The 21,589-nt window shown below is 68.8% G+C and carries 22 protein-coding genes, 2 tRNA genes and 1 pseudogene; 13 read left to right on the top strand and 12 right to left on the bottom strand.

Features of this window, described 5'->3' with window-relative positions:
- Nucleotides 1–140 precede the first annotated feature (140 nt).
- Nucleotides 141–689, bottom strand: a complete 549-nt coding sequence (locus tag SSP29_RS11400) for a helix-turn-helix domain-containing protein (RefSeq protein ID WP_089100435.1) — start codon at nucleotides 687–689, stop codon at nucleotides 141–143.
- Nucleotides 690–874: 185 nt separating this feature from the next.
- Here SSP29_RS11400 and SSP29_RS11395 point away from each other — a divergent pair.
- Nucleotides 875–947: transfer RNA gene (locus SSP29_RS11395), tRNA-Ala, on the top strand.
- Between the two features lie 107 nt (nucleotides 948–1,054).
- Here the strand turns inward: SSP29_RS11395 and SSP29_RS11390 are convergent.
- Nucleotides 1,055–1,756 carry a DUF5324 family protein gene (locus SSP29_RS11390; protein WP_089100434.1) on the bottom strand — a complete coding sequence of 234 codons (702 nt, stop codon included), beginning with the start codon at nucleotides 1,754–1,756 and terminating at the stop codon, nucleotides 1,055–1,057.
- 290 nt (nucleotides 1,757–2,046) lie between these two features.
- Between SSP29_RS11390 and SSP29_RS11385 the strand changes: the two genes are divergently transcribed.
- Nucleotides 2,047–2,580 carry a peptidylprolyl isomerase gene (locus SSP29_RS11385; RefSeq protein ID WP_089100433.1) on the top strand — a complete coding sequence of 178 codons (534 nt, stop codon included), beginning with the start codon at nucleotides 2,047–2,049 and terminating at the stop codon, nucleotides 2,578–2,580.
- 98 nt (nucleotides 2,581–2,678) lie between these two features.
- Entirely contained in the window at nucleotides 2,679–3,578 is a 900-nt protein-coding gene (locus SSP29_RS11380; RefSeq protein ID WP_089100432.1) for a rhomboid family intramembrane serine protease, read from the top strand.
- Between the two features lie 322 nt (nucleotides 3,579–3,900).
- Here the strand turns inward: SSP29_RS11380 and crgA are convergent, their stop codons facing one another.
- The gene (crgA, locus tag SSP29_RS11375) at nucleotides 3,901–4,155 is read right to left on the bottom strand and encodes a cell division protein CrgA (protein WP_089100431.1); all 255 of its coding nucleotides are present in this window, start codon (nucleotides 4,153–4,155) and stop codon (nucleotides 3,901–3,903) included.
- A gap of 153 nt (nucleotides 4,156–4,308) precedes the next feature.
- Here crgA and SSP29_RS11370 point away from each other — a divergent pair, with 153 nt between their 5' ends.
- Genes SSP29_RS11370 through SSP29_RS11345 form a run of 6 tightly spaced genes read left to right on the top strand, consistent with a single transcriptional unit; the run spans nucleotide 4,309 to nucleotide 8,454 of the window.
- Nucleotides 4,309–5,097, top strand: a complete 789-nt coding sequence (locus tag SSP29_RS11370; RefSeq protein ID WP_089100430.1) for a DUF881 domain-containing protein — start codon at nucleotides 4,309–4,311, stop codon at nucleotides 5,095–5,097.
- 27 nt (nucleotides 5,098–5,124) lie between these two features.
- Nucleotides 5,125–5,817, top strand: coding sequence for a class E sortase (locus SSP29_RS11365; RefSeq protein WP_089100429.1), 693 nt, complete (start codon nucleotides 5,125–5,127; stop codon nucleotides 5,815–5,817).
- 52 nt (nucleotides 5,818–5,869) lie between these two features.
- Nucleotides 5,870–6,031 (top strand): hypothetical protein, encoded by a 162-nt coding sequence (locus tag SSP29_RS55370; protein ID WP_174855947.1) that lies wholly within the window; start codon nucleotides 5,870–5,872, stop codon nucleotides 6,029–6,031.
- The gene (locus tag SSP29_RS11355; protein WP_089100427.1) at nucleotides 6,028–6,666 is read left to right on the top strand and encodes an aminodeoxychorismate/anthranilate synthase component II; all 639 of its coding nucleotides are present in this window, start codon (nucleotides 6,028–6,030) and stop codon (nucleotides 6,664–6,666) included. The genes SSP29_RS55370 and SSP29_RS11355 overlap by 4 nt, the downstream gene beginning before the upstream one ends.
- Nucleotides 6,663–7,682 (top strand): class E sortase, encoded by a 1,020-nt coding sequence (locus SSP29_RS11350; RefSeq protein ID WP_089100426.1) that lies wholly within the window; start codon nucleotides 6,663–6,665, stop codon nucleotides 7,680–7,682. Before SSP29_RS11355 ends, SSP29_RS11350 begins: the two co-directional genes overlap by 4 nt.
- A 19-nt stretch (nucleotides 7,683–7,701) precedes the next feature.
- Entirely contained in the window at nucleotides 7,702–8,454 is a 753-nt protein-coding gene (locus SSP29_RS11345; protein WP_089100425.1) for a class E sortase, read from the top strand.
- 94 nt (nucleotides 8,455–8,548) lie between these two features.
- On the opposite strand, the gene pknB is transcribed toward SSP29_RS11345, so the two are convergent.
- From pknB to SSP29_RS11310, 6 genes are all read right to left on the bottom strand, one after another.
- Nucleotides 8,549–10,543 (bottom strand): Stk1 family PASTA domain-containing Ser/Thr kinase, encoded by a 1,995-nt coding sequence (gene pknB, locus SSP29_RS11340; RefSeq protein ID WP_089100424.1) that lies wholly within the window; start codon nucleotides 10,541–10,543, stop codon nucleotides 8,549–8,551.
- A gap of 171 nt (nucleotides 10,544–10,714) precedes the next feature.
- Nucleotides 10,715–12,199 carry a peptidoglycan D,D-transpeptidase FtsI family protein gene (locus tag SSP29_RS11330; RefSeq protein ID WP_089100423.1) on the bottom strand — a complete coding sequence of 495 codons (1,485 nt, stop codon included), beginning with the start codon at nucleotides 12,197–12,199 and terminating at the stop codon, nucleotides 10,715–10,717.
- Nucleotides 12,196–13,644, bottom strand: a complete 1,449-nt coding sequence (locus tag SSP29_RS11325) for an FtsW/RodA/SpoVE family cell cycle protein (protein WP_089100422.1) — start codon at nucleotides 13,642–13,644, stop codon at nucleotides 12,196–12,198. The genes SSP29_RS11330 and SSP29_RS11325 overlap by 4 nt, the downstream gene beginning before the upstream one ends.
- 27 nt (nucleotides 13,645–13,671) lie before the next feature.
- A complete protein-coding gene (locus SSP29_RS11320) occupies nucleotides 13,672–15,237 on the bottom strand; it encodes a Stp1/IreP family PP2C-type Ser/Thr phosphatase (RefSeq protein ID WP_174855957.1) in 1,566 nt (521 codons plus the stop codon).
- Between the two features lie 98 nt (nucleotides 15,238–15,335).
- Nucleotides 15,336–15,860: an FHA domain-containing protein FhaB/FipA gene (locus SSP29_RS11315; RefSeq protein ID WP_089100420.1), complete on the bottom strand. Its 525-nt coding sequence runs from the start codon at nucleotides 15,858–15,860 to the stop codon at nucleotides 15,336–15,338.
- Between the two features lie 10 nt (nucleotides 15,861–15,870).
- Nucleotides 15,871–16,746, bottom strand: coding sequence for an FHA domain-containing protein (locus SSP29_RS11310; RefSeq protein WP_089100419.1), 876 nt, complete (start codon nucleotides 16,744–16,746; stop codon nucleotides 15,871–15,873).
- A gap of 416 nt (nucleotides 16,747–17,162) precedes the next feature.
- Between SSP29_RS11310 and SSP29_RS11305 the strand changes: the two genes are divergently transcribed.
- From SSP29_RS11305 to SSP29_RS11295, 3 genes are all read left to right on the top strand, one after another.
- Nucleotides 17,163–17,246 (top strand) — tRNA-Leu (locus tag SSP29_RS11305).
- Nucleotides 17,247–17,645: 399 nt separating this feature from the next.
- Nucleotides 17,646–18,176 (top strand): carbonic anhydrase, encoded by a 531-nt coding sequence (locus tag SSP29_RS11300; RefSeq protein WP_089100418.1) that lies wholly within the window; start codon nucleotides 17,646–17,648, stop codon nucleotides 18,174–18,176.
- A gap of 51 nt (nucleotides 18,177–18,227) precedes the next feature.
- Entirely contained in the window at nucleotides 18,228–19,298 is a 1,071-nt protein-coding gene (locus tag SSP29_RS11295; RefSeq protein WP_089100417.1) for an MBL fold metallo-hydrolase, read from the top strand.
- Here the strand turns inward: SSP29_RS11295 and SSP29_RS11290 are convergent.
- From SSP29_RS11290 to nthB, 3 genes are read right to left on the bottom strand one after another with little or no spacing between them, the layout of a single operon-like run.
- Complete coding sequence (locus tag SSP29_RS11290; RefSeq protein ID WP_089100416.1) at nucleotides 19,270–19,695, bottom strand: nitrile hydratase accessory protein; 426 nt, start codon at nucleotides 19,693–19,695, stop codon at nucleotides 19,270–19,272. The genes SSP29_RS11295 and SSP29_RS11290 overlap by 29 nt on opposite strands.
- Complete coding sequence (gene nthA, locus SSP29_RS11285; RefSeq protein WP_089100415.1) at nucleotides 19,692–20,291, bottom strand: nitrile hydratase subunit alpha; 600 nt, start codon at nucleotides 20,289–20,291, stop codon at nucleotides 19,692–19,694. The genes SSP29_RS11290 and nthA overlap by 4 nt, the downstream gene beginning before the upstream one ends.
- The gene (nthB, locus tag SSP29_RS11280) at nucleotides 20,288–20,953 is read right to left on the bottom strand and encodes a nitrile hydratase subunit beta (RefSeq protein WP_089100414.1); all 666 of its coding nucleotides are present in this window, start codon (nucleotides 20,951–20,953) and stop codon (nucleotides 20,288–20,290) included. The genes nthA and nthB overlap by 4 nt, the downstream gene beginning before the upstream one ends.
- On the opposite strand from nthB, the pseudogene SSP29_RS61165 reads away from it, so the two are divergent.
- Nucleotides 20,851–21,579 (top strand): annotated as a pseudogene (locus SSP29_RS61165) (NAD(P)H-binding protein); the annotation flags it as partial. The gene nthB and the pseudogene SSP29_RS61165 sit on opposite strands and share 103 nt — an antisense overlap.
- Between the last annotated feature and the right edge of the window lie 10 nt (nucleotides 21,580–21,589).

Below are 21,589 nucleotides of genomic sequence, written 5' to 3'. Positions count from 1 at the left end.
CTGTCCCCCTGCCAACCCCCTGCCTGTTACCCCCCTTGCTTCCCCCGGATGAGCGATACGACCCCTCTCGCGTGACCCCCTCTGCCAGGGCCGGGCCCCGCCCGGTTCACCGGACCCCCTCCGGTGCGCCGGGCCGTGGCTCAGCTCTGGTGCGACTGGTAGTGCGTGACGGCGTCCGAGGTGCGGCCGGCACCGTAGACCCGGAGGAACTCCGCCAGCTCCGGGTGGGTCGGAGCAAGCGTGTCGGCCGCGTCGATGATGTCACCGGCGGCAGCCACCGAACGCAGCAGCGACTGGATCTCACGGACCACCCGCTTGACCGTCGGCGCCCCCGAACCGCTGGTCGTCTGAGTGGTGTTGCTGAGCACCGAGCCCCCCTGGGACTTCTTGATCTCGTCCATGCGCTCGGTCGCCTCGGCCGCGCTCACGCTGCCGTCCGCGACCTGCGCCGAGAGGTCCTGGAGCAGCTGCACCCGCTGGACCACGGCCGGGTTGCCGATCTTCGCCCGCTGTCCGCTCATCAGCTGCGACAGCATGGGTGCGGACAGTCCGAGGACCGCCGCGAGACGTGCCTGGTTGAGCCCCAGGTCGTCGATGAGCTTACGGAAGAGCGCCCCCAACGGCTCTCCGTACCAGTTCCGCTGCAGCTCCCGCGCTCTGGCGGTGGCTTCCTGCTGTGCGGCGTCCATTGCGTCTCCCCATCGCTTCCCCAAAAAAACCACGGTTCGCTACAGCGAACCCCGTCGAGCATCTTACGGAGAGTGGTCATCTGCGGGGACCCCCAATCTTTTTGCGAGGTACGGGGGGTGACCCGGTACTCTGGTCTGCGGCACCGACCCTGCGGATCCACCGCTAGGCCGGTTGCTTCCCGTACGGGGCCTTAGCTCAGTTGGTAGAGCGCCGTCTTTGCATGGCGGATGTCAGGGGTTCGACTCCCCTAGGCTCCACAAAAAACCCCTCTGACCTGCGTAAAAGCAGTCAGAGGGGTTTATTTGTGTGCCTCGCGGTCAGGCGTCTGGTTTCACGTGAAACGGCGCCCTGCCGACCGCCGGGCTCAGCGGTTCTTGTCGTCCCGGGACCGTGATCCCCGCTCCTCCGCCTCCTTGGCCTGGACCTCGGGGTCGAGGGGAGAGCTGCCGTCCACCGAGCCGAGACGGCCCGGATCCGGGACTTCCGTGGCGACGGGAGGCTCGACCAGCCAGTCGGGGTTGGCCTGCTTGTCCCACCACTTCCAGGCGGCGAAGGCCGCGCCGGCCAGTACGCCGACCACGGCGAACGCCTTGAACGCACGGCCACACGCAGAGCGCCGCTGGTTCCGGCGCGCCAGCTTCTCGATCTCCTCGGCCGAGACATTGCCGCGCAGCGCGGCCAGCGCGGCGGCACCCCGCGCGGTGGCCTCCTCGCGGACCGGACCGGCCGCCGCCACCGCCTGCTCGAACCTCGGCCGCGAGTAGTCGGCTGCCTGCCGGGCCGCCTTGCGCGTCAGGTCGGCGGCATCGTGCGCGGCCTGGTCCACCTTCGGCGGCACATGGGTGCGGGCCTGCTCCAGACGCGGCACGAGACGGGCGTCGTACTGGACGCGGGCTTGCTCTGCGGCCTGCGACACCACGGGCGCGAGCCGTACGCGTGCCTCCTGCGCGTAGTACGCGGCACGCTCCTTGGCCGTGTCGGCGTAGGGTGCCACCGCTTCCGCGGCGTGCCGCACGCTGTCCTTCGCCGAACTGGTCGCGGCGCGCACGCTGTCTTTGCGGGTCACGGGTTTCCTCCTCCTCGGTGGCGTACGGTATTTCGACTTTCCACCCTTTTACGGATCATGCCTGTCCACGGGCCAGGCGGCGCGCGAGGACGGGCATACGGGTGCAACCAGAGCTAAGAGGGGCTTGTCGACGACAATGCCACGGATCGGTGCCGCGCGCCCCCGCATGACAGAAGGGGTTCCGCAAGTGATTCGTGAGGATCCAGGTCCGGAAACTCCCAGCGGGCGTCGGACCTGCCGTACCGTGCGAGGATCGTGGCACTGAATCCGAGCACAACGGAAGGCGGATCGTGGCCGAGCAGCTCTACGCCACTCTGAAGACCAGCCTCGGCGACATCGAGGTCCGGCTCTTCCCGAACCACGCGCCCAAGACGGTCAGGAACTTCGTCGAACTGGCGCAGGGTGAGCGTGAGTGGACCCACCCGGCCACCGGCGCCGTCTCCACCGATCCGCTGTACGACGGCACGGTCTTCCACCGGGTCATCAGCGGCTTCATGATCCAGGGCGGCGACCCGCTCGGCAGCGGCATCGGCGGCCCCGGCTACAAGTTCGAGGACGAGTTCCACCCCGACCTGCGCTTCGACCGCCCCTACCTGCTCGCCATGGCCAACGCCGGCCCCCGCACCAACGGCTCCCAGTTCTTCATCACGGTCAACCCCGCTCCGCACCTCAACCGCAAGCACACCATCTTCGGCGAGGTCGTCGACCCGGCCGCCCAGAAGATCGTGGACAGCATCGCCGCCGTCCCCGTCAGCGGACCCAACAAGCGGCCGGTGAACGACGTCGTCATCGAGACGGTCGTCGTCGAGAAGCGCGGCAGCTGAGCGGTCCGAAAGCGAAGCACCCGAAGGGAACCAAACGCCCCGCTCGTCCGTAAGGATGGGCGGGGCGGAACACTGCCCAGGACGAGCGAGGGGACCCCATGGAGGACCAGGCGACAGGCAGCGCGCGCGACGCCCACAGCCTGCCCAAGTGCTACCGGCACCCGGACCGGGAGACCGGCGTGCGCTGCACCCGCTGCGAGCGCCCCATCTGCCCCGAGTGCATGGTCAGCGCCTCCGTGGGTTTCCAGTGCCCCGAATGCGTCCGTGGCACCACCGCAGGCCAGAGCGGCCCGCCCCCGGCCGCCTCCCGGCCCCGCACCCTCGCCGGCGGCACGGTCGCCGCCGACCCACGACTGCTCACCAAGATCCTGATCGGCATCAACATCGCCGTCTTCCTGGTCGAGCTCTCCGTCGGGGACAGCTTCACCAACCGCTTCGACCTGATCGGCCAGGCCTGGTTCCCGCAGTACGGCGACGTCGAGGGCATCGCCCAGGGCCAGTACTACCGGATGCTGACCGCGATGTTCCTGCATGACAGCTCCAGCCCCATGCACATCGTGTTCAACATGCTCAGCCTGTGGTGGATCGGCGGCCCCCTGGAAGCCGCCCTCGGCCGTGCCCGCTACATCACGCTCTACTTCGTCTCCGGCCTGGCCGGCAGCGCCCTCACCTATCTGCTCGCCGCCCAGAACCAGCCCTCGCTCGGCGCCTCCGGCGCGATCTTCGGCCTCTTCGGCGCGACCGCGGTCCTCATCCGCCGGCTCAACTACGACATGCGGCCGATCATCGCCCTTCTGGTGATCAACCTCATCTTCACCTTCAGCGGCGGCATCGCCTGGCAGGCCCACATCGGTGGCCTGGTCGCCGGTGTCATCACCGGCTACGCGATGGTGCACGCCCCGCGCGAGCGGCGGAACCTGATCCAGTACGGCACGTGTGCGCTGGTGCTGGTGGTGGCCGTGGTGATCACGGTCGTCCGGACCACTCAGCTCACCTGAGCCTGGGTCTGGGTCTGGGTCTGAGGCCGAGCCTCAGCGCCGGTCACCGATCACTCATCACCGATCACGGCGGCTCACCGCACCGATACCGAACCGTTGTCCACAGTCGGTGGCCGATCTTGTGCACAACGTGCCCGCACAACTGCGCCCCCTCCGACTCACCTGCGTTGCCGCAGGTCAGGGAGGGGGCGCGTGGTTTTGCGGCGGGTGTTGTGGTAGTCGTACCGGCGTCAACACCCAACGGGTTATCCACAGATCGTCTTCTTTTCCCCAGGTCCATGCACAGGCCTGTGGATAACTCAGCGGATAACCCTGGGCAGAGCTACTTCCACTGGGTGGAGACGCCGAAGCCGGCCGCGATGAAGCCGAAGCCCACCACGATGTTCCAGTTGTCGAGGCTGTCGATCGGCAGCGAACCGTCGGTCACATAGAAGACGACGATCCAGGCCAGCCCGATGAGGAACATGGCCAGCATCACCGGTGCGACCCAGCCGCGACTGTTGAGCTTGATGGCGGTCGCCTGCTTCGCCGGGGGCGGCGTGTAGTCGGCCTTCTTGCGGATACGTGACTTCGGCACGAGGGTCTCTCCTGTCGATGCGCTGCGTGGCCGCGCAGGTAACTGGGTCGGGCTCGGGGCAGCGTACAAGGGGGACAGTAAGGGCACACTGAGCGCTCCCCCGGGCGTCCGTTAGCGTAGTGCTTCCGCGGCGCCGAAGGAGATAAGGGTACGTTGAGCAATTCTGCCGACTCCCAGGGGACCGGATCAACGGGTGACGGCCCAGTCCGCAAGAACGGCTTCCGGCCGGTGCGGATTCTGACCGTGGGCGTCTTCGCCCTTGCCGGTCTGCTCTTCTTCACCAGCTTCAACACGGCCAAGGGCACCGACATCCGTTCGGACGACAACCTGCTGAAGCTCTCCGACCTGATCCAGGAGCACAGCCGCAAGAACAAGGAGCTGGACGAGTCCAACGCGAGTACGCGCGACGAGAACGAGAAGCTCGCCAAGCGCGACGACGGCTCCACCAAGGCCCAGGACGACACGCTCACCGGCCTGGAGAAGGACGCGGGCACCCAGAAGCTCACCGGCAGGGCGATCACCGTCACGCTCAACGACGCCCCGCCGAACGCCACCGCCAAGCTCCCCGGTTACCCCGAGCCGCAGCCCGACTACCTGGTCATCCACCAGCAGGACCTCCAGGCCGTGGTGAACGCCCTCTGGCAGGGCGGCGCCACCGGCATCAAGGTCATGGACCAGCGGCTGATCTCCACCAGCGCCGTGCGCTGCGTCGGCAACACCCTGATCCTCCAGGGCCGGGTCTACTCACCGCCGTACAAGATCCAGGCGGTCGGGGACCCGGCGAAGATGCAGAAGTCGCTCGCCGACTCCGAGGCCATCCAGAACTACATGGTGTACGTGAACGTGTACGGCCTCGGCTGGAAAGTCACCGAGGACGGGACGGTGACTCTGCCGGGCTACTCGGGCACAGTGGATCTGCACTACGCGAAGCCCGTGGGGTAAGCAGCTCGTCACTTTCTGGAGCCGCCGGTGCGCGTGATCGTCAGGACCGTCAGCGAGCTCTGCATCACCGCCGGCACGCTCATCGTGCTCTTCGTCGCGTACGTGCTGTTCTGGACCGGTGTGAAGGCCGACAACGAGATGCACGACCAGATCGACCAGTTACAGCGGCAGTGGTCGGCCAGTGCCACGGTGCATCCGACGACCAAGGCGTCCGCGACCGCCGCCGCCCCCGCGAAACCCGCCGCGTACCACTACGGCAAGCCCTTCGCGATCATGTACATCCCCCGGTTCGGTTTCACGTGGAACAAACCGGTCCTGGAGGGCACCGGCACCGATGTGCTGAAGAAGGGCCTCGCCCACTACGCCAGGACCGCCCAGCTGGGCCAGGTGGGCAACTTCGCGGTCGCCGGCCACCGGCGCACCTACGGCGATCCGTTCCTCGACTTCCCGAAGCTGCGCAAGGGCGATGCGATCGTGCTGACGGACGGGACGACCTGGTTCACGTATCGGATCGACAAAGGGCCCTACAAAACAGTTCCGACGGACGTTGAAGTGATCGACCCTGTGCCACGTAAGTCGGGGTATACGCGTCCCGGGCGCTATCTCACGCTGACCACGTGCGATCCGGAATGGGGGCACAGCCATCGGCTGATCGTCTGGGCGCACTTGGACTCCACACAGCCTGTGGAGACAGGCAGACCCAAGGCGCTGCGCCGTTAGTCTGGTGCAGTACGGCGGGATTCTGGTGCCGTGGCGGAACGGAAGGGACGGCATGTACGGCTGGATCTGGCGGCATCTGCCGGGGAACGCGTGGGTGAGGGCGCTGCTCTCACTCGTGCTGGTCCTGGCCGTGGTCTACGTCCTCTTCCAGTACGTCTTCCCCTGGGCCGAACCACTGCTGCCCTTCAACGATGTGACGGTGGACAACCAGTGAGCGCGCGGATTCTCGTCGTCGACAACTACGACAGCTTCGTCTTCAACCTGGTCCAGTACCTCTACCAGCTGGGCGCCGAGTGCGAGGTGCTGCGCAACGACGAGGTGTCGACGGCGCACGCCCAGGACGGCTTCGACGGCGTCCTCCTCTCGCCCGGACCCGGGACGCCGGAGGAGGCCGGGGTGTGCGTGGACATGGTCCGGCACTGCGCGGCGACCGGTGTCCCGGTCTTCGGCGTCTGCCTCGGCATGCAGTCGATGCAGGTGGCGTACGGCGGTGTGGTGGACCGGGCGCCGGAGCTGCTGCACGGCAAGACCTCGCTGGTGGAGCACGGCGGCAAGGGGGTCTTCGCGGGCCTGCCGACGCCCTTCACCGCGACCCGGTACCACTCGCTCGCCGCCGAGCCGGCGACGGTCCCGGCCGAGCTGGAGGTGACCGCCCGCACCCACGACGGGATCATCATGGGCCTCAGGCACCGTGAACTCCCGGTGGAGGGCGTGCAGTTCCACCCCGAGTCGGTGCTGACCGAGCACGGGCACCGGATGCTGGCCAACTGGCTGGTGGAGTGCGGTGACCAGGGGGCCGTGGCGAGGTCGGCGGGGCTCGCCCCGGTGGTGGGCAGGGCCACGGCGTGACCGCGCTGCGCCCCGAGCGCGAGACCGGTGCCTCGTACGGGGATCAGCCGTACGGGGGGTCGAGCGCGCTCGGGGAGACGGCGTACCTCCCGCCGCTCCCGCCGATCGACGAGGAGACCGTCGCGCTGCGGATTCCCGATCCGCCGCCCATATCGGCCTCTGCGGCCACAGCAGCCCCTTCCGGCACCGGAACCCCGGGAGGCGGCCGCGCGGCCCGCAGAAAGGCCGCCAAGCGCCGCGGCGGGCGGCACGGCGGCACACCGGAGACGGCGCCGTCGGAAACCACCGCGCCGGGCCGGCAGCTGTCCCGGGTCGAGGCCCGGCGGCGGGAGCGGTTGCGCAAGCCCAGCCCGGCGGTCATGGCGAGCCGGGCGATAGGCGAGGTGTTCATCACCACCGGCGTGCTGATGCTGCTGTTCGTCACCTACCAGCTGTGGTGGACGAACGTCCGCGCCCACGCGCAGGCCGGCCAGGAGGCCAGCAGCCTCCAGCAGGACTGGGCGAGCGGCAAGCGCGCGCCGGGTGTCTTCGCGCCGGGTCAGGGCTTCGCCATCCTGCACATCCCCAAGCTGGACGTGGTGGCGCCGATCGCCGAGGGCGTCAGCAACAAGAAGGTCCTCGACAAGGGCATGGTCGGGCACTACGGCGAGGGCGCGCTGAAGACCGCGATGCCGCAGGACAAGACCGGCAACTTCGGTCTGGCCGCGCACCGCAACACGCACGGTGAGCCGTTCCGGTACATCAACAAGCTGGTGGCCGGCGACTCGGTGGTGGTCGAGACGCAGGACGAGTACTTCGTGTACAAGGTGACGTCGATGCTGCCGGTGACGGCGCCGAGCAACGTGAGTGTGCTGGATCCGATCCCGAAGGGGTCGGGCTTCACCAAACCGGGCCGCTACATCACTCTCACCACCTGCACACCGGAGTTCACCAGCAAGTACCGGTTGATCGTGTGGGGCAAGATGGTCGAGGAACGCCCGCGCAGCAAGGGCAAGCCAGACGCGCTCGTCGAGTAAGGGCAGAGGCAGAGGAACAGTGGCAGCGACCGCCGACGACACCGAAGAGCAGACCGACGCGCCGGGGTCGGCACCCGTGCCGGGGCGGCGGCCGATGGGCCGGATCGCGACGGCGGTCAGCGTCTTCGGTGAACTCCTCATCACGGCGGGCCTGGTGCTCGGCCTGTTCGTCGTCTACTCGCTGTGGTGGACGAACGTCATCGCGGACCGCAAGGCCGACCGGGAGGGCGACAAGGTCCGGGACACCTGGGCCCAGCAGGACACCGGTCCGGGCGCGCTGAACACGAAGAACGGCATCGGTTTCCTGCATGTGCCGTCGATGAAGAACGGCGAGGTCCTGGTCGAGAAGGGCACGTCGACGGACGTCCTGAACAACGGCGTGGCCGGCTACTACACGGATCCGGTCAAGGCCACGCTCCCGACCACCGGCAAGACCGGCAACTTCGCGGTCGCCGCCCACCGTGACGGTCACGGCGCCAAGTTCCACAACATCGACAAGGTCAAGGTCGGCGACCCGGTCGTCTTCGAGACCCGCGACGACTGGTACGTCTACAAGGTCTACGACATCCTTCCCGAGACCTCGAAGTACAACGTCAAGGTCCTCTCCCAGGTCCCCAAGGAGTCCGGCAAGACCAAGCCGGGCCACTACATCACCCTGACGACCTGCACGCCGGTCTACACGAGCCGCTACCGCTACGTGGTCTGGGGCGAGCTGGTCCGCGTGCAGAAGGTCGACAGCAAGCGGACGCCGCCGAAGGAACTGCGCGACTGAGCGCAGGCCTGTTCCGGGGTACCGGGGCACCGAAGCGGATGGGCCCCTGCCGGTGACTCCCCGGCAGGGGCCCATCCGTTGTCACAGGGGAACATCAGCCGCTGGTGCCACCGAAGAAGTTGGTGCCGCCGTTGTTCCCGCCGTTGTTGTTGCTGTTGCCGACGCTCACCGTGGTGAGGGTGATCGTCGTGCTGCCCGGGTCGTCGACGCCGGTGTTGGCCGCCGGGTCCTGGTTGGTGACCAGCGCGGTGTCGCTGGAGTCGCCGTTGAACTGGATCTGGGTGAAGCCGGCTGCCTGCAGGGTCTGCTTGGCCTGGCTCACGGTCTGGCCCAGCACGCTCGGCACGGCGGTCTGCTGCTGGGCCTTGCCGATCTGGATGTTCACCGTGGAGCCCTTGGCCACCTGGGCGCCGGCCGCCGGGTCGGTCGAGACGACCTTGCCGACCAGGTTGGCGTCGGTGGTGTCCACTTCGGTGCAGTTGCCGGTCAGGTTGTTGGCCGTCATCTGCGCCTTGGCGTCGTCACAGCTCTTGCCGGTGACATCGGGGACCGTGGACTTCTCCTCGGCCTTGGCGATCGTGAGGGTGATCGTGGAGCCCTTCTGGACTTCCTTGCCGCCGATCGGGTTCTGGTCCAGGACGGTGTTCGGGTCCTCGGTGGAGGTGGTGCGGGTCTCCGTCTTGACCACGAACTTGTAGTCGTCGCCCTCCAGCTTCGTCTTCGCGTCGTCCAGGCTCAGCCCGATCACGCTGGGCACGGAGACCTTCGGGGCGCCTGTGGAGACCACCAGGGTGATCGAGTCGCCCTTTTTGACGTCCGCACCGGCCTTCGGGTCCTGGTCGCAGACACTGCCCTTCGGCTGGTCCTCGCAGGCCTTCTTGGTGGGTGTCGCCAGTTTCAGTCCGGAGTTCTCGGCCATCTTCTGCGCGTCCGAGTACGTGGAGCCGACGAAGTTCGGGGCGGCGAAGGGTTTGTCCGCCCCGCCCCCGCTGACCACCCATTTCCCGATCAGGACCGAGCCCACCAGCACCAGGATGCCCGCGACCACCAGGAGGATCGTGGACGTGTTGCTCTTCTTCTGCTGGCGGCGGCGGTCCGGGCGTTCGTCGTAGCCGTAGCCGCCGTCGTCCGGGTTCATCGGGGGGAGCATGGTGGTGGCGCCGGCGTCGGAGCGCAGGGCCGTGGTCGGCATGTCGTCCGGGTAGCCGCCGTAGCCGACGGAACCCATCGCCGCGGTGGCCGCGACCGGCTGGCCGTCCAGGCACGCCTCGATGTCGGCGCGCATCTCGTCGGCCGACTGGTATCGGTAGTTCGGGTCCTTGACCAGGGCCTTGAGGACGATGGCGTCCATCTCGGGCGTGATCTCGGGGTCGAAGACCGACGGGGGCTGGGGCTCCTCGCGGACGTGCTGGTAGGCGACCGCGACCGGGCTGTCGCCCACGAACGGCGGTCGTACCGTCAGCAGCTCGTAGAGCAGGCAGCCCGTCGAGTAGAGGTCCGAGCGGGCGTCTACCTGCTCGCCCTTCGCCTGCTCCGGGGAGAGGTACTGGGCGGTGCCGATGACGGCCGCGGTCTGGGTCATGGTCATGCCGGAGTCGCCCATGGCGCGGGCGATGCCGAAGTCCATGACCTTGACCTGGCCGTTGCGCGTCAGCATGACGTTCGCCGGCTTGATGTCACGGTGGACGATGCCGCTGCGGTGCGCGTACTCCAGGCCCTGGAGGATGCCGATGGTCATCTCCATCGCACGCTCGGGCAGGAGCTTGCGACCGGAGTGCAGGAGTTCCCGCAGCGTCGAGCCGTCCACGTACTCCATGACGATGTACGGGATCGAGACCCCGTCGATGTAGTCCTCGCCCGTGTCGTAGACCGCGACGATCGCGGGATGGTTGAGCGAGGCGGCCGACTGGGCCTCCCGGCGGAACCGGGCCTGGAAAGACGGGTCGCGCGCGAGGTCCGCGCGCAGCGTCTTCACCGCCACCGTGCGGCCGAGCCGGGTGTCATGCGCGAGGTAGACCTCCGCCATGCCACCACGGCCGAGCACGTGGCCCAGCTCGTACCGGCCGCCGAGGCGACGCGGCTCTTCCATAGCTACCTACCAGCCCTCTCCGTGGGTCCCGGCCGGCACGGGTGTGTGCGGTCGGAGGCTGCCGTCCGGGCCTACCGTACCCGGCTGTGTTTGTGTGACCTGGCCAAGCCCGTAACCCGATACAGGACCGGTATGTCAACGTGCACCGATGTGAAGGGGACGTGAGCGGGGTCACTTCTTGGAGTTGATGACCGCCTCCATCACGCTCTTCGCGATCGGGGCCGCGAGACCGCCGCCGGAGATGTCGTCACGGTTGGCCTGGTCGTCCTCGATGACCACGGCGACCGCGACCGGCTTGCTGCCGTCGGGGAGCTTGGCGTACGAGATGAACCACGCGTACGGGTTCTCGCTGTTCTCGACACCGTGCTGGGCGGTACCGGTCTTGCCGCCCACGGTGACGCCGTTGATCTGCGCGTTCGTACCGGTGCCCTCCTTGACGACCGTCTCCATCATCGACTGGAGGACCTGGGCGTTGGAGGAGGACAGCGGCTGGCTCATCTGCTCGGGCTCGGTCTGGGAGATCGTGTCGAGGTTCGACGACTGCAGCTTGTCGATCATGTACGGCTTCATCAGCTTGCCGTCGTTGGCGACCGCGGAGGCGACCATGGCCATCTGCAGCGGGGTCGCGGCGGTGTTGTACTGGCCGATCGAGGACAGCGCGGTCTGCGACTGGTTCATGTTGTCGGAGAAGACCGAGGCGCTGGAGCGGACCGGGGTGAACTGCTCGGAGTCGAAGCCGAACTTCTTCGCCTCGGCGAGCATCTTGTCGTTGCCGAGGTCGGCGCCGATCTTGCCGAAGACGGTGTTGCAGGAGTACCGCAGCGCGACCCGCATGGTCGCGTTCTTGCAGGGGATGCTGCCCTCGTTCTTCAGCTCGGTGGTGGTGCCCGGCATGACGTACGGCAGCGGCGACTTGGTGGCCTCGTCCGCGGAGGTGTACAGCCCGTTCTCCAGCGCGGCCGAGGCGGTGACGACCTTGAAGGTGGAGCCCGGCGGGTAGGTCTCGCGCAGCGCCCGGTTCAGCATCGGGTCGTTCGGGTTGTACTTCTTCTGGAGCTTCTTCCAGGCCGCGGCGTCGGTGTCCGAGGTGCCCGCGAAGGCCGAGGGGTCGTACGACGGGTAGGAGGCGAGGGCCAGGATCTTGCCCGTGGAGGGGTCCAGGGCGACGACCGCGCCCTTGCCGCCCTGCTTCTTCAGCCCGTTGTAGGCGGCGCTCTGGGCGGCCGCGTTGAGGGTGGTGACGACGTTGCCGCCCGACTTCTGCTTGCCCGTGATCATGTCGAGGGTGTTGCGGAAGAAGAGCCGGTCGTCGTTGCCGGTGAGGATGCCGTCCTCAAGGGACTCCAGCTGGTTGGCGCCGAAGGCCTGGGAGGCGTACCCGGTGACCGGGGCCCACATGGGGCCGTTCTTGTACGTGCGCTTGTACTTCAGGTCGTTGACACCGGAGGAGCTGGACGCCGTGGAGCCGGTGACCGGGTTGCCGTCGACGATTATGTCGCCGCGCGGGGTGGAGTAGCGGGCGATCGTGACGCGGCGGTTGGCGGGGTCCTCGCGGAGGGTGTCGGCCTTGACGTACTGGAGCCAGTTGTCGCGCAGCAGCAGGGTGAGGACCAGGAGGCCGCAGAAGATCGCGATCCGGCGCAGGGGCTTGTTCATGAGGGGCGGACCACCTGGGTCATCTCGGCGTCGGGGTTGGCGGCGGGGGCCGGGGCCGGGCGGCGGGCGGTGTCGCTGATGCGGATCAGCACGCCGATGAGTGCCCAGTTGGCGATCACGGAGGAACCGCCGTACGCGAGGAACGGCATCGTCATACCGGTCAGCGGGATGAGGCCCATCACACCGCCGGCGACGACGAACACCTGGAGCGCGAAGGCGCCGGAGAGGCCGACGGCGAGCAGCTTGCCGAACGGGTCGCGGGCGGCGAGCGAGGTGCGCAGACCGCGCTCGACGATCAGCCCGTAGATCAGCAGGATCGCCATCAGGCCGGCCAGGCCCAGCTCCTCGCCGAAGGTGGCGAGGATGAAGTCGGAGTTGGCGGCGAAGCGAATCAGCTCGGAGTGGCCCTGGCCCCATCCGGTACCGAGGGTGCCGCCGGAGCCGAAGGCCCACAAGGCCTGCATGGCCTGTTCGGAGTGGAGGATGCCGTCGTTGCTGCCCGTGCGGCTGAGCGTGTATTCGCGCATGGGGTTCAGCCAGGCCTGCACACGAGTCTGGATGTGCGGCTCGAAACTCGCCACGCCGACCGCGCCGGCCGCCGACATCAGCAGACCGAAGACGATCCAGCTGGTCCGCTCGGTGGCGACGTACAGCATGATGATGAACATTCCGAAGAACAGCAGCGAGGTACCGAGGTCGGTCTCGAACACCAGGATGAGGATCGAGATCATCCAGACGACGATGATCGGTCCGAGGTCGCGGCCGCGCGGCAGGTACAGGCCCATGACGCGGCGGCTGGCGAGGGCCAGCGCGTCCCGCTTGACCATCAGGTAGCCGGCGAAGAACACCGCGAGGACGATCTTCGCGAACTCACCGGGCTGGATGGTGAAGCTGCCGACGTGGATCCAGATCTTGGCGCCGTACACGTTGGCGCCGAGGCCGGGGACCAGCGGCAGCAGCAGGAGGAGCACCGCGCCGACCATGGAGATGTAGGTGTAGCGCTGGAGTGCTCTGTGGTCCTTGAGGAAGATCAGGACGACGATGAACAGCGCGATGCCCATCGCGGTGTACAGCAGCTGGTTGGTGGCCTTGCCGCCGGCGACGTGGATCGACTGCAGCAGCTTGGACTGGTCGAGTCTCCAGATGGTGACCAGGCCGAGGCCGTTGAGCAGGGTGGCCAGCGGCAGCAGCAGCGGGTCCGCGTAAGGGGCGAACTTGCGGACGGCGAGGTGGGCGACGCCGGCCAGGAGGCCGAGGCCCAGGCCGTAGCTCAGCAGTCCCGCGGGGACCTTGTCGTTGATGGCCAGGCCCACGTTGGCGTAGGCGAACACCGGGATGAGGACGGCGAACACCAGGAGCGCGAGCTCGGTGTTGCGTCGGCTCGGTGTGCCGATGGAGCCGATCGTGGACGTGTGGTTCGTCGACGTGTTGGTAGTACTGCTCATCGTGTGACGGGGCCTCTCACGGCTTGCCTATTGCTTACCGCACAGCGAGACGACCTTCTGCTCATCCTCCGAGAGGGTGGGGCCGGGGCTGGGGGTCGCTGAGGGGGACGGGGACGATGACGCCGAGGGGGACGCCGAGTTCGTAGGGCTTGGCGAGGCCTTGGACGTGAGAGAGGTCTTGGTGGTTCCCGTGGTGCCTCCGGCCTCGCCCTGGCCGGTCTTGGAGTTGGTCTTGGACTCGGCGGCGGTGCGCTCCGACTCCTTCTTGCAGGCGGAGGCCTGCACGGCCAGCTCCTGGACCTTCGACTGGGCGTCGGTGAGACCGCCCTCGGCGATGGTCGCCTTGACCTGCTTCTGCTGGTACGGCGGCAGGTACTTGAGTTCGATCTCGGGGTGGTCCGTCTGCACCTTCGACAGCGACACCCAGGCCAGGTCCTGGCTGATGCCCTGGTACAGCGCGACGTGTGTGCCGTTGGCGCCGACGTAGTACTGCGTCTGCGTCCAGCGGTAGCCGCCGTACAGGCCCCCGCCGATCACGGCGAGGGCGAGCACGCTGTAGAAGGATCTCTTCAGCCACTTCCGCCCGCTGCGGGGCTTGACGAAGTCGTCGTCGGTGTAGTCGCCGAAGCTGTCGGTGGGGACGTAGCCGGTGGTGTCGCCGGAGCCGGGCGGGCCGAACTCGCCGCCGCCACCGTGCCGGGGGCCCTGGCGGCCGAGGCTGGCGGCGCGGCCGGCCGGGGTCTGCATGAAGCCGTTGTCGTGCAGGTGCTGCTGGTTCTCGGCGACGGCGCCGACCACGACCGGGGTGTCGGAGAGCTGCCCCGCGAGGGTGTCACCGGTGTCCAGGTCGAGGACGTCCGCGATGATGACCGTGATGTTGTCGGGGCCGCCGCCGCGCAGCGCGAGCTGGATCAGCTCCTGCACGGTCTCCTGCGGTCCCTGGTAGCTGGCGAGGGTCTCCTCCAGGGTCTGGTGGGAGACCACCCCGGAGAGCCCGTCGGAGCAGATGAGGTAGCGGTCGCCGGCGCGGACCTCGCGGATCGACAGGTCGGGCTCGACGTGGTCGCCGCTGCCGAGCGCGCGCATCAGCAGCGAGCGCTGCGGGTGGGTGGTGGCTTCCTCCTCGGTGATCCGGCCCTCGTCGACGAGCCGCTGGACCCAGGTGTGGTCCTGGGTGATCTGCGTGAGCACGCCGTCACGGAGGAGGTACGCGCGGGAGTCGCCGACGTGTACGAGGCCGAGCCGCTGTCCGGTCCACAGCAGGGCGGTGAGGGTGGTCCCCATGCCCTCCAGCTGCGGGTCTTCTTCCACCATCGCGCGCAGCTGGTCGTTGGCGCGCTGCACGGCGTGGCCGAGGGAGGTGAGGATGTCGGAGCCGGGCACGTCGTCGTCGAGCGTGACCAGGGTGGAGATCACCTCGGAGGAGGCCACCTCGCCGGCGGCCTGGCCGCCCATGCCGTCGGCGATGGCGAGCAGGCGGGGACCGGCGTATCCGGAGTCCTCGTTGCCCTCCCGGATCATGCCTTTGTGCGATCCGGCGGCGAAGCGCAGTGACAGACTCATGCGCACCTCGCCCGTCGGCTCCGGGTACATCCGCACGGTGCCCACCCTCCGGTCGGGAGCGCGCGAAGGACCGGCGTCCGGTCCGCCGCCGCGTGCTCGCTCCGCTCGCGCCTACTCATGATGTAGCACTACTTCCGCAGCTCGATGACGGTTTTGCCGATGCGGATCGGCGCGCCCAGCGGGATCGGTGTGGGCGTCGTCAGCCGGGACCGGTCCAGGTAGGTGCCGTTGGTCGAGCCGAGGTCCTCGACGATCCACTGGCCGTCGCGGTCCGGGTAGATCCTGGCATGACGGCTGGAGGCGTAGTCGTCGTCCAGCACGATCGTCGAGTCGTGGGCGCGGCCGAGGGTGATGGTCTGGCCCTGGAGCGCGACCGTCGTACCGGTGAGGGTGCCCTCGGAGACGACCAGCTTGGAGGGGGCGTTACGGCGCTGGCGGCCGCCGGCTGCCGGCTGCTGGCCGCGCTGCTGCGGCGGCGCGGCCTGCTGCCGGGCGGCGGGCTGCTGCCGGCGCCCTTCTTCCCTACGCGATCCGCGCTGGGTGACGCGCGTACCGAACAGGTCGCTGCGGATGACCTGCACGGCCACGATCACGAACAGCCACAGTACGGCCAGGAAACCCAGCCGCATGACCGTGAGGGTCAGCTCTGACATTGCCCCCGCTTCACCCTTCGGCTTGCCGGTAAATGATGGTGGTGCTGCCCACGACGATCCGCGAGCCGTCGCGGAGCGTAGCGCGGGTGGTGTGCTGCCCGTCCACCACGATGCCGTTGGTGGACCCGAGATCCTGGATCGTCGAGGGCGTTCCGGTCCGGATCTCGCAGTGCCGGCGGGAGACGCCGGGGTCGTCGATCCGCACGTCGGCCTCGGTGCTGCGGCCCAGCACGAGCGTGGCGCGGGAGATCTGGTGGCGGGTGCCGTTGATCTCGATCCAGTAGCGGGTGCGGGAGCCGGGCGCCGAGGCGCCGACGGGACCCGAGGGCGGCCGCTGGGCGGCCGGCTGGGTGGGCTGCGGATAGCCGTAGCCGCCGGGGCGGGCGCCGGGCGGCGGGGCGCTCGGCATGGGCGGGGCGGCGGCGCTCTGCGGCGGGTAGCCGTAGCCGCCCGGTCGCTGCGGGGCGCCGGCGCCGCCCGCGGGGGCGCGCTCGGCGGCCTGCTGGTTGCTGGACGACGCGAGGGTGCGGCTGCGTACCCGGTACAGGCCGGTGTCGAGGTCCTCGGCCTTCTCCAGGTTGACCTTGATCGGCCCCATGAAGGTGTAGCGCTGCTGCTTGGCGTAGTCGCGGACCATCCCGGCGAGCTCGTCGCCGAGCTGCCCGGAGTAGGGGCTGAGCCGCTCGAAGTCGGGCGCGCTCAGCTCCACGATGAAGTCGTTGGGTACGACGGTCCGGTCGCGGTTCCAGATGGTCGCGTTGTTGTCGCACTCGCGCTGCAGCGCGCCGGCGATCTCCACGGGCTGGACCTCGGACTTGAACACCTTGGCGAAGGTGCCGTTGACCAGACCTTCGAGACGCTGCTCGAACTTCTTCAGGACTCCCACAGGGCACCTCCTCTGTCGCCTTGCCCGTACTGCCTGCCGTTGCCGTTGCCGCTACTGCTCACTGATCGTATCTACGCGCCCGGCAATCAGCCGGTTCCCCGAGTGGCCCCCCTTCGAACTCCTCGGCGTGCTTCTCCTGCCAAGGATCGGCGCTTCTTCTGCCATGGATCGTAGAGGTGGCCCACGACCAGTGTCCCGCACCTGACTGTGGACCCGATCCGTCTCCTGGACAGATGGCCTTGACCGGTACGAGGTTGATACGTGATGGCCGACTGCTCGGTACGTGACCTCCAGGTCAGCGCTGCTCCGGGGATAAGGGATGTGAACCCACCCTGTCCCACGTGCTAGTGTTCTCGATGTCGGAAGGGGCCGGACCGAAGGAAACAACGGGCCCGAAGCCGGAAGACACACCCAATGCGCGGGTGGCGGAATAGGCAGACGCGCTGGATTCAGGTTCCAGTGCCCGCAAGGGCGTGGGGGTTCAACTCCCCCCTCGCGCACAGAGAGATACCGGTGAAACGGGTCTCCGCCGGTGACGGAAGTCACGGTGGGGGCCCGTTTCTCGTTGTCCGGTGATCGTCCGCTGTCGCCCGGCGCGGTCCGGCGGCTGTGAGGCATCGCACGGCCTGGTCAGGCATGCACGGGGTCCGGCCCGTGAGCTATCTCACGGGCGGGGCCTGTCCTTGTTGTGCCGCGGTGCTGGGGGACCGCCGGCGATGGCGGGTACGGCGTTGTGGGCCGGCTGGAAGGCGAGGAGGAGCGTCTGCGCGGCGCGGCCGCGGATGCCGCGGAGTCGAGTGGCATGGGAGGCAGCGCCGGGCCACGATGGGCGGCAACCGGAGGTCGCCGTCGGCGGCACCGGGAGTCCGGGCCCGGAGCAAGAAGGGGTTGCCGTCACAGTGATCGACACGGACGAGCTGGCCAGGCGGAACGCGGGGTTCGCCGACGGCGGATCATTCGCCGGCCTCAAGCTCATGCCCAGCGGCAGTCTGACGGTCATCGGATGCGTCGACCCTCGTGTCGACCCCTCCGACGTGCTCGGGCTCAAGCTCGGCGAGGCAGCGGTGATCCGCAACGTCGGAGGGCGGGTCACGCCCGAGACACTCGGGACGCTGGAGATGCTCTCGAAGGTCGTCCAGGCCCGCGCGGGCGGCCCTCGCCCGGGCGACGTCCACTACGCGGTCCTGCACCACACCGACTGCGGGATCACGGACCTGGCCGCGTTCCCCGAGCTGCTGGCCGACTACTTCGAGGTTCCGGCCGGAGACCTGGACGCCAAGGCGGTCACCGACCCGGTCGCCGCCGTCCGCGTCGACGTCGAGATCCTCAAGCAGAAGCTTCCGGCCGGAGTCTTCGTCTCAGGGCTCGTGTACGACGCGGCCACCGGGCTCATCGACGTCGTCGTACCGCCCGCGCGAGTGGAAGCATGACATCGCGCGGCGACTGCGGCCGGTCGTATCGGCGGGGAGGCGCTTTCCAGCATGTGCGACGATCACGGACGCCCGGCGGCCGAGGCGGCGTGGTCAGCGCCTCGGATCGCGGAGGGACCGGCTGTTGACCCGGTGGAGCTGCCCGAGGTCGACGAGGTCAGGGTCACGACGATGGTCGACAACACCTTCGACGCCCTGCTGGCCTCTGCCGAAGGCGTCACCCGGGCGTCGATCGGTGCCGGGCGGACCGCCGCGCGGCAGTTCGCCGGCGGCGAGGCCCTCGCGGGGCTACGTGCCGAGCACGGCTTCTCCGCCCTGGTCACCGTCCAAAGCGGGAACGCGAGCAGCACGCTGCTGTTCGATACCGGCGCGTCGCCGGACGGGCTGGCGGTGAACGCCGAGCGACTCGGCATCGACGTCGGCGACCTGCAGGGCGTGGTACTCAGCCACGGACACTTCGACCACGCGGGCGGCTTCGACGGCCTGGCCCGGCTGCGCGGGCGCTCCGGCCTGCCGCTGACCGTCCACCCCGCGGTCTGGACCCGCCGCCGGCTGGCACTGCCCGCCGGCCAGGGTCTGGAGATGCCCACGCTGTCACGGGCTGCTCTGGCACGCGAAGGGTTCGAGGTGATCGAACGGCGGCAGCCGTCGCTGCTGGCCGGCGGCATCCTGATCACCGGCGAGGTGGACCGCGTCACCGAGTTCGAGCACGGCATGCCGCCGGCACACCAGGCCTGGGACGGGAACGGCTGGCGACACGACCCCGCCGTCATCGACGACCAGGCACTCGTCATCAACGTGCGCGGCCGGGGGCTTGTCATCGTCACAGGGTGCGGCCACGCCGGAGTGGTCAACATCGTCCGCCACGCCATGAGACTGACCGGCGTCGGCAAACTGCTGGCCCTCATCGGCGGCTTCCATCTGAGCGGCCCCGCCTTCGAGCCGGTCATCGGCCCGACGGTGGCCGCGCTCACCGAACTCGCACCCCAGCTGATCGTCCCCGGTCACTGCACCGGCTGGCGCGCCCAGCACACCCTCTCCGCAGCTCTCCCGGACGCATGGGTGCAGACCAGCGTCGGAACCACCTACACACTCAGCGCCCCGCAGGGGGGTGATGCCTGATCCGGGCCGAGCCTGCCTCGCGCAGCGAACCGTGGTCGTGGTGGTCGTGATGGTCGGAGTCGTCACGGTGGTCGTGGCCCGGGGGGCGTCGGGCCAGGGATTGGGCGCGTGTGGTGACCTCGTCCGCGGACACGGCGCACAGGCCCGTGAGCACATCCTCCAGGGCGGCCAGCCAGAGCCTGTAGTAGCTGTACGGTTCGTCCCGCTCCGCCGAGGCCTCCCAGGCGGCGATCCGGGCGATCAGTGCGGCCTGGAACTCCGGCCAGGCGAACGCTCCCGCGTCGTACAGGGTGACGGCCATCCCGAAGGCGCGGCTCTCCCACGGCTCGGCGAACACCAGCTCGCCGTTGGAGCGGGGCGGTGCGGCGGGGCCCTCGGTGTCCAGAGGCGCGCTCATGGTGCCGCCACCTTGGCCACGCCGACCATTGCGTCCCTCGTCACCAGCGTCACGAGTTCTTCCTCGGTCAGATGCCCGGTTCCGGACGGCCGCTCGGGCAGCACCAGCCAGCGCACCTCGCTGGTGGAGTCGCGGACGGTGATCCGTACGTCGTCGGCCAGCTTGAGTCCCATCTCGGACAGCACCGCGCGCGGTTCCCTCACCACCCGGGCGCGGTAGGCGGGATCCTTGTACCAGCTCGGCGGCAGGCCGAGCACCGGCCAGGGGTAGCACGAGCACAGCGTGCAGACCACCACGTTGTGCGTGGTCGCGGTGTTCTCCACCACGACGATGTGCTCGCCCTGGAACCCTCCGAAGCCCAGTTCCCTGATGGCGGCCGTGCCGTCCCCGAGCAGCCGGCGACGGTACTCGGGGTCCGTCCAGGCCCGGGCGACGACCTTCGCGCCGTTGAGCGGTCCGATGTTGGTCTCATAGGTGGTGATGAGCCCGTTCATCGCCTTCGGGTCGATCAGGCCCCGCTCGGTGAGCAACTGCTCGAGCGCCTCGGTGCGCAAGGCCGGGGGAAGGTGCCCGGCCGATCCGGCGGTGGCGGTCATGAGGTGGTCTCCAGGTAGCTCTCGAACAGTTCTACGGTGAGCTCGAACGGCTCGGCGTCGGGGCCCCACAAGTCCTGCGAGTCGAAGCGCACCGAGTAGACGTACTGCGGGTTCTCGCCCAGGAAGTGGGCGTTGGTGTCCGGCAGCACGCCGGCGGGCTGAACGATGTCGACAACGCCGACATGCCCTCGCACATAGCGCGGGAGTCTGGTGTGCCCGGACGGCGACCTGTCCTTGGCGCGCACGCGCTCGCCGACGGCGAAGGCGGGCGCGGTGTCGAGGGAGCGCAGCGTGCCCTCGGCGGTCGGCGTGTAGTCGGGCTTGGCCGGCTCCGGGACCGGGGGCTCCGCCACGTGCTCGCCGCGGAGGTTGCGGGCCCGGGCGTCGACCGCACCAGGTGCCAGGATGGCGCTGTCGAGGAGTCTCAGCTCTCCGGCGTTGAGCCAGCGCCCGTAGTAGCCGTCGTCGATGTAGTGCGCTCGGTCCAGGCGCTCCAGCGCGTGCCGGAAGGAGTCCAGGTTTCCCCCGGACACCCGGTTCGAGAGGATCGCGAGCGCGAATGCCCGGCTCTCCCAGGGCTGTGCGAAGACAGGTTCATCCCGTCTCGGCGGACGCATGGAGCCCCAGCCCGGGGCTCCTCCCATGTCGGCAATACCATCCATGGTCGTACCTCTCTTTTGCCAGCAATAGCGGGCATAGATGGATGAATTGTATTTGGGTGATATCTCTGGCGTCGCGGTGTGAGCTGCGCTCCAAGCCGCTGGTTGCGGTGCCTGCCGCGGATGCGTCGGGCTCATTGCCCCGCGTGCCCGGGAGCGGCGGCGGGGCGGGCGAGCGGGCCAGGCCTTGGACGCATGCCGATCTCTTCGCCGGCAGCAGCATGTCGCCGATCGCCGTGGACGGACTCACCCGGATCTCTGCCCGGGAGGCTCCGGTCGTCTCAGGAGCGGCGTTCCCTGGGGTGGTCCGGGCGGCTCTGGACGTCACCCCGGTTGCGCCCCGGTTGTACGCGCCGCAGGCTGCCGTCATGGACTACAGCCCGGAAGCAGGCGTGCGGCCCATTCTGGTGACCGGTGCTGCGGGCAGCGTCGGGGCCGTCGGCAGGACCGTGGTCCAAGGTCTTCGGCGCCGGGGCCTCCCGGTCCGTGCTCTGGTGCGCCGGGATGACGACCGTGCCCAGGCGCTGCGCGCGACGGGCGCCGAAGTCGTGGTCGGAGATCTGACGCGTGCCCGCGATGTCGCCGACGCCCTCGACGGCTGCGGACGGGTGTATTTCGGCATGGCCGTGTCGGCACAGT

The organism is Streptomyces hyaluromycini (genome assembly GCF_002217755.1).
Lineage (GTDB): Bacteria > Actinomycetota > Actinomycetes > Streptomycetales > Streptomycetaceae > Streptomyces > Streptomyces hyaluromycini.
The sequence above is the reverse complement of the archived record's forward strand: the minus strand, read 5'-3'. Positions and strand labels throughout refer to the sequence as shown.

Excerpts from the sequence above, each read along its gene's own strand:
- SSP29_RS11400 (WP_089100435.1), bottom strand. The coding sequence starts at position 689 with ATGGACGCCGCACAGCAGGAAGCCACCGCCAGAGCGCGGGAGCTGCAG.
- SSP29_RS11380 (WP_089100432.1), top strand. The coding sequence starts at position 2,679 with ATGGAGGACCAGGCGACAGGCAGCGCGCGCGACGCCCACAGCCTGCCC.
- SSP29_RS55370 (WP_174855947.1), top strand. The coding sequence starts at position 5,870 with ATGTACGGCTGGATCTGGCGGCATCTGCCGGGGAACGCGTGGGTGAGG.
- pknB (WP_089100424.1), bottom strand. The coding sequence starts at position 10,543 with ATGGAAGAGCCGCGTCGCCTCGGCGGCCGGTACGAGCTGGGCCACGTG.
- SSP29_RS11330 (WP_089100423.1), bottom strand. The coding sequence starts at position 12,199 with ATGAACAAGCCCCTGCGCCGGATCGCGATCTTCTGCGGCCTCCTGGTC.
- SSP29_RS11325 (WP_089100422.1), bottom strand. The coding sequence starts at position 13,644 with ATGAGCAGTACTACCAACACGTCGACGAACCACACGTCCACGATCGGC.
- SSP29_RS11320 (WP_174855957.1), bottom strand. The coding sequence starts at position 15,237 with ATGTACCCGGAGCCGACGGGCGAGGTGCGCATGAGTCTGTCACTGCGC.
- SSP29_RS11315 (WP_089100420.1), bottom strand. The coding sequence starts at position 15,860 with ATGTCAGAGCTGACCCTCACGGTCATGCGGCTGGGTTTCCTGGCCGTA.
- SSP29_RS11295 (WP_089100417.1), top strand. The coding sequence starts at position 18,228 with ATGTGCGACGATCACGGACGCCCGGCGGCCGAGGCGGCGTGGTCAGCG.
- SSP29_RS11290 (WP_089100416.1), bottom strand. The coding sequence starts at position 19,695 with ATGAGCGCGCCTCTGGACACCGAGGGCCCCGCCGCACCGCCCCGCTCC.
- nthA (WP_089100415.1), bottom strand. The coding sequence starts at position 20,291 with ATGACCGCCACCGCCGGATCGGCCGGGCACCTTCCCCCGGCCTTGCGC.
- nthB (WP_089100414.1), bottom strand. The coding sequence starts at position 20,953 with ATGGATGGTATTGCCGACATGGGAGGAGCCCCGGGCTGGGGCTCCATG.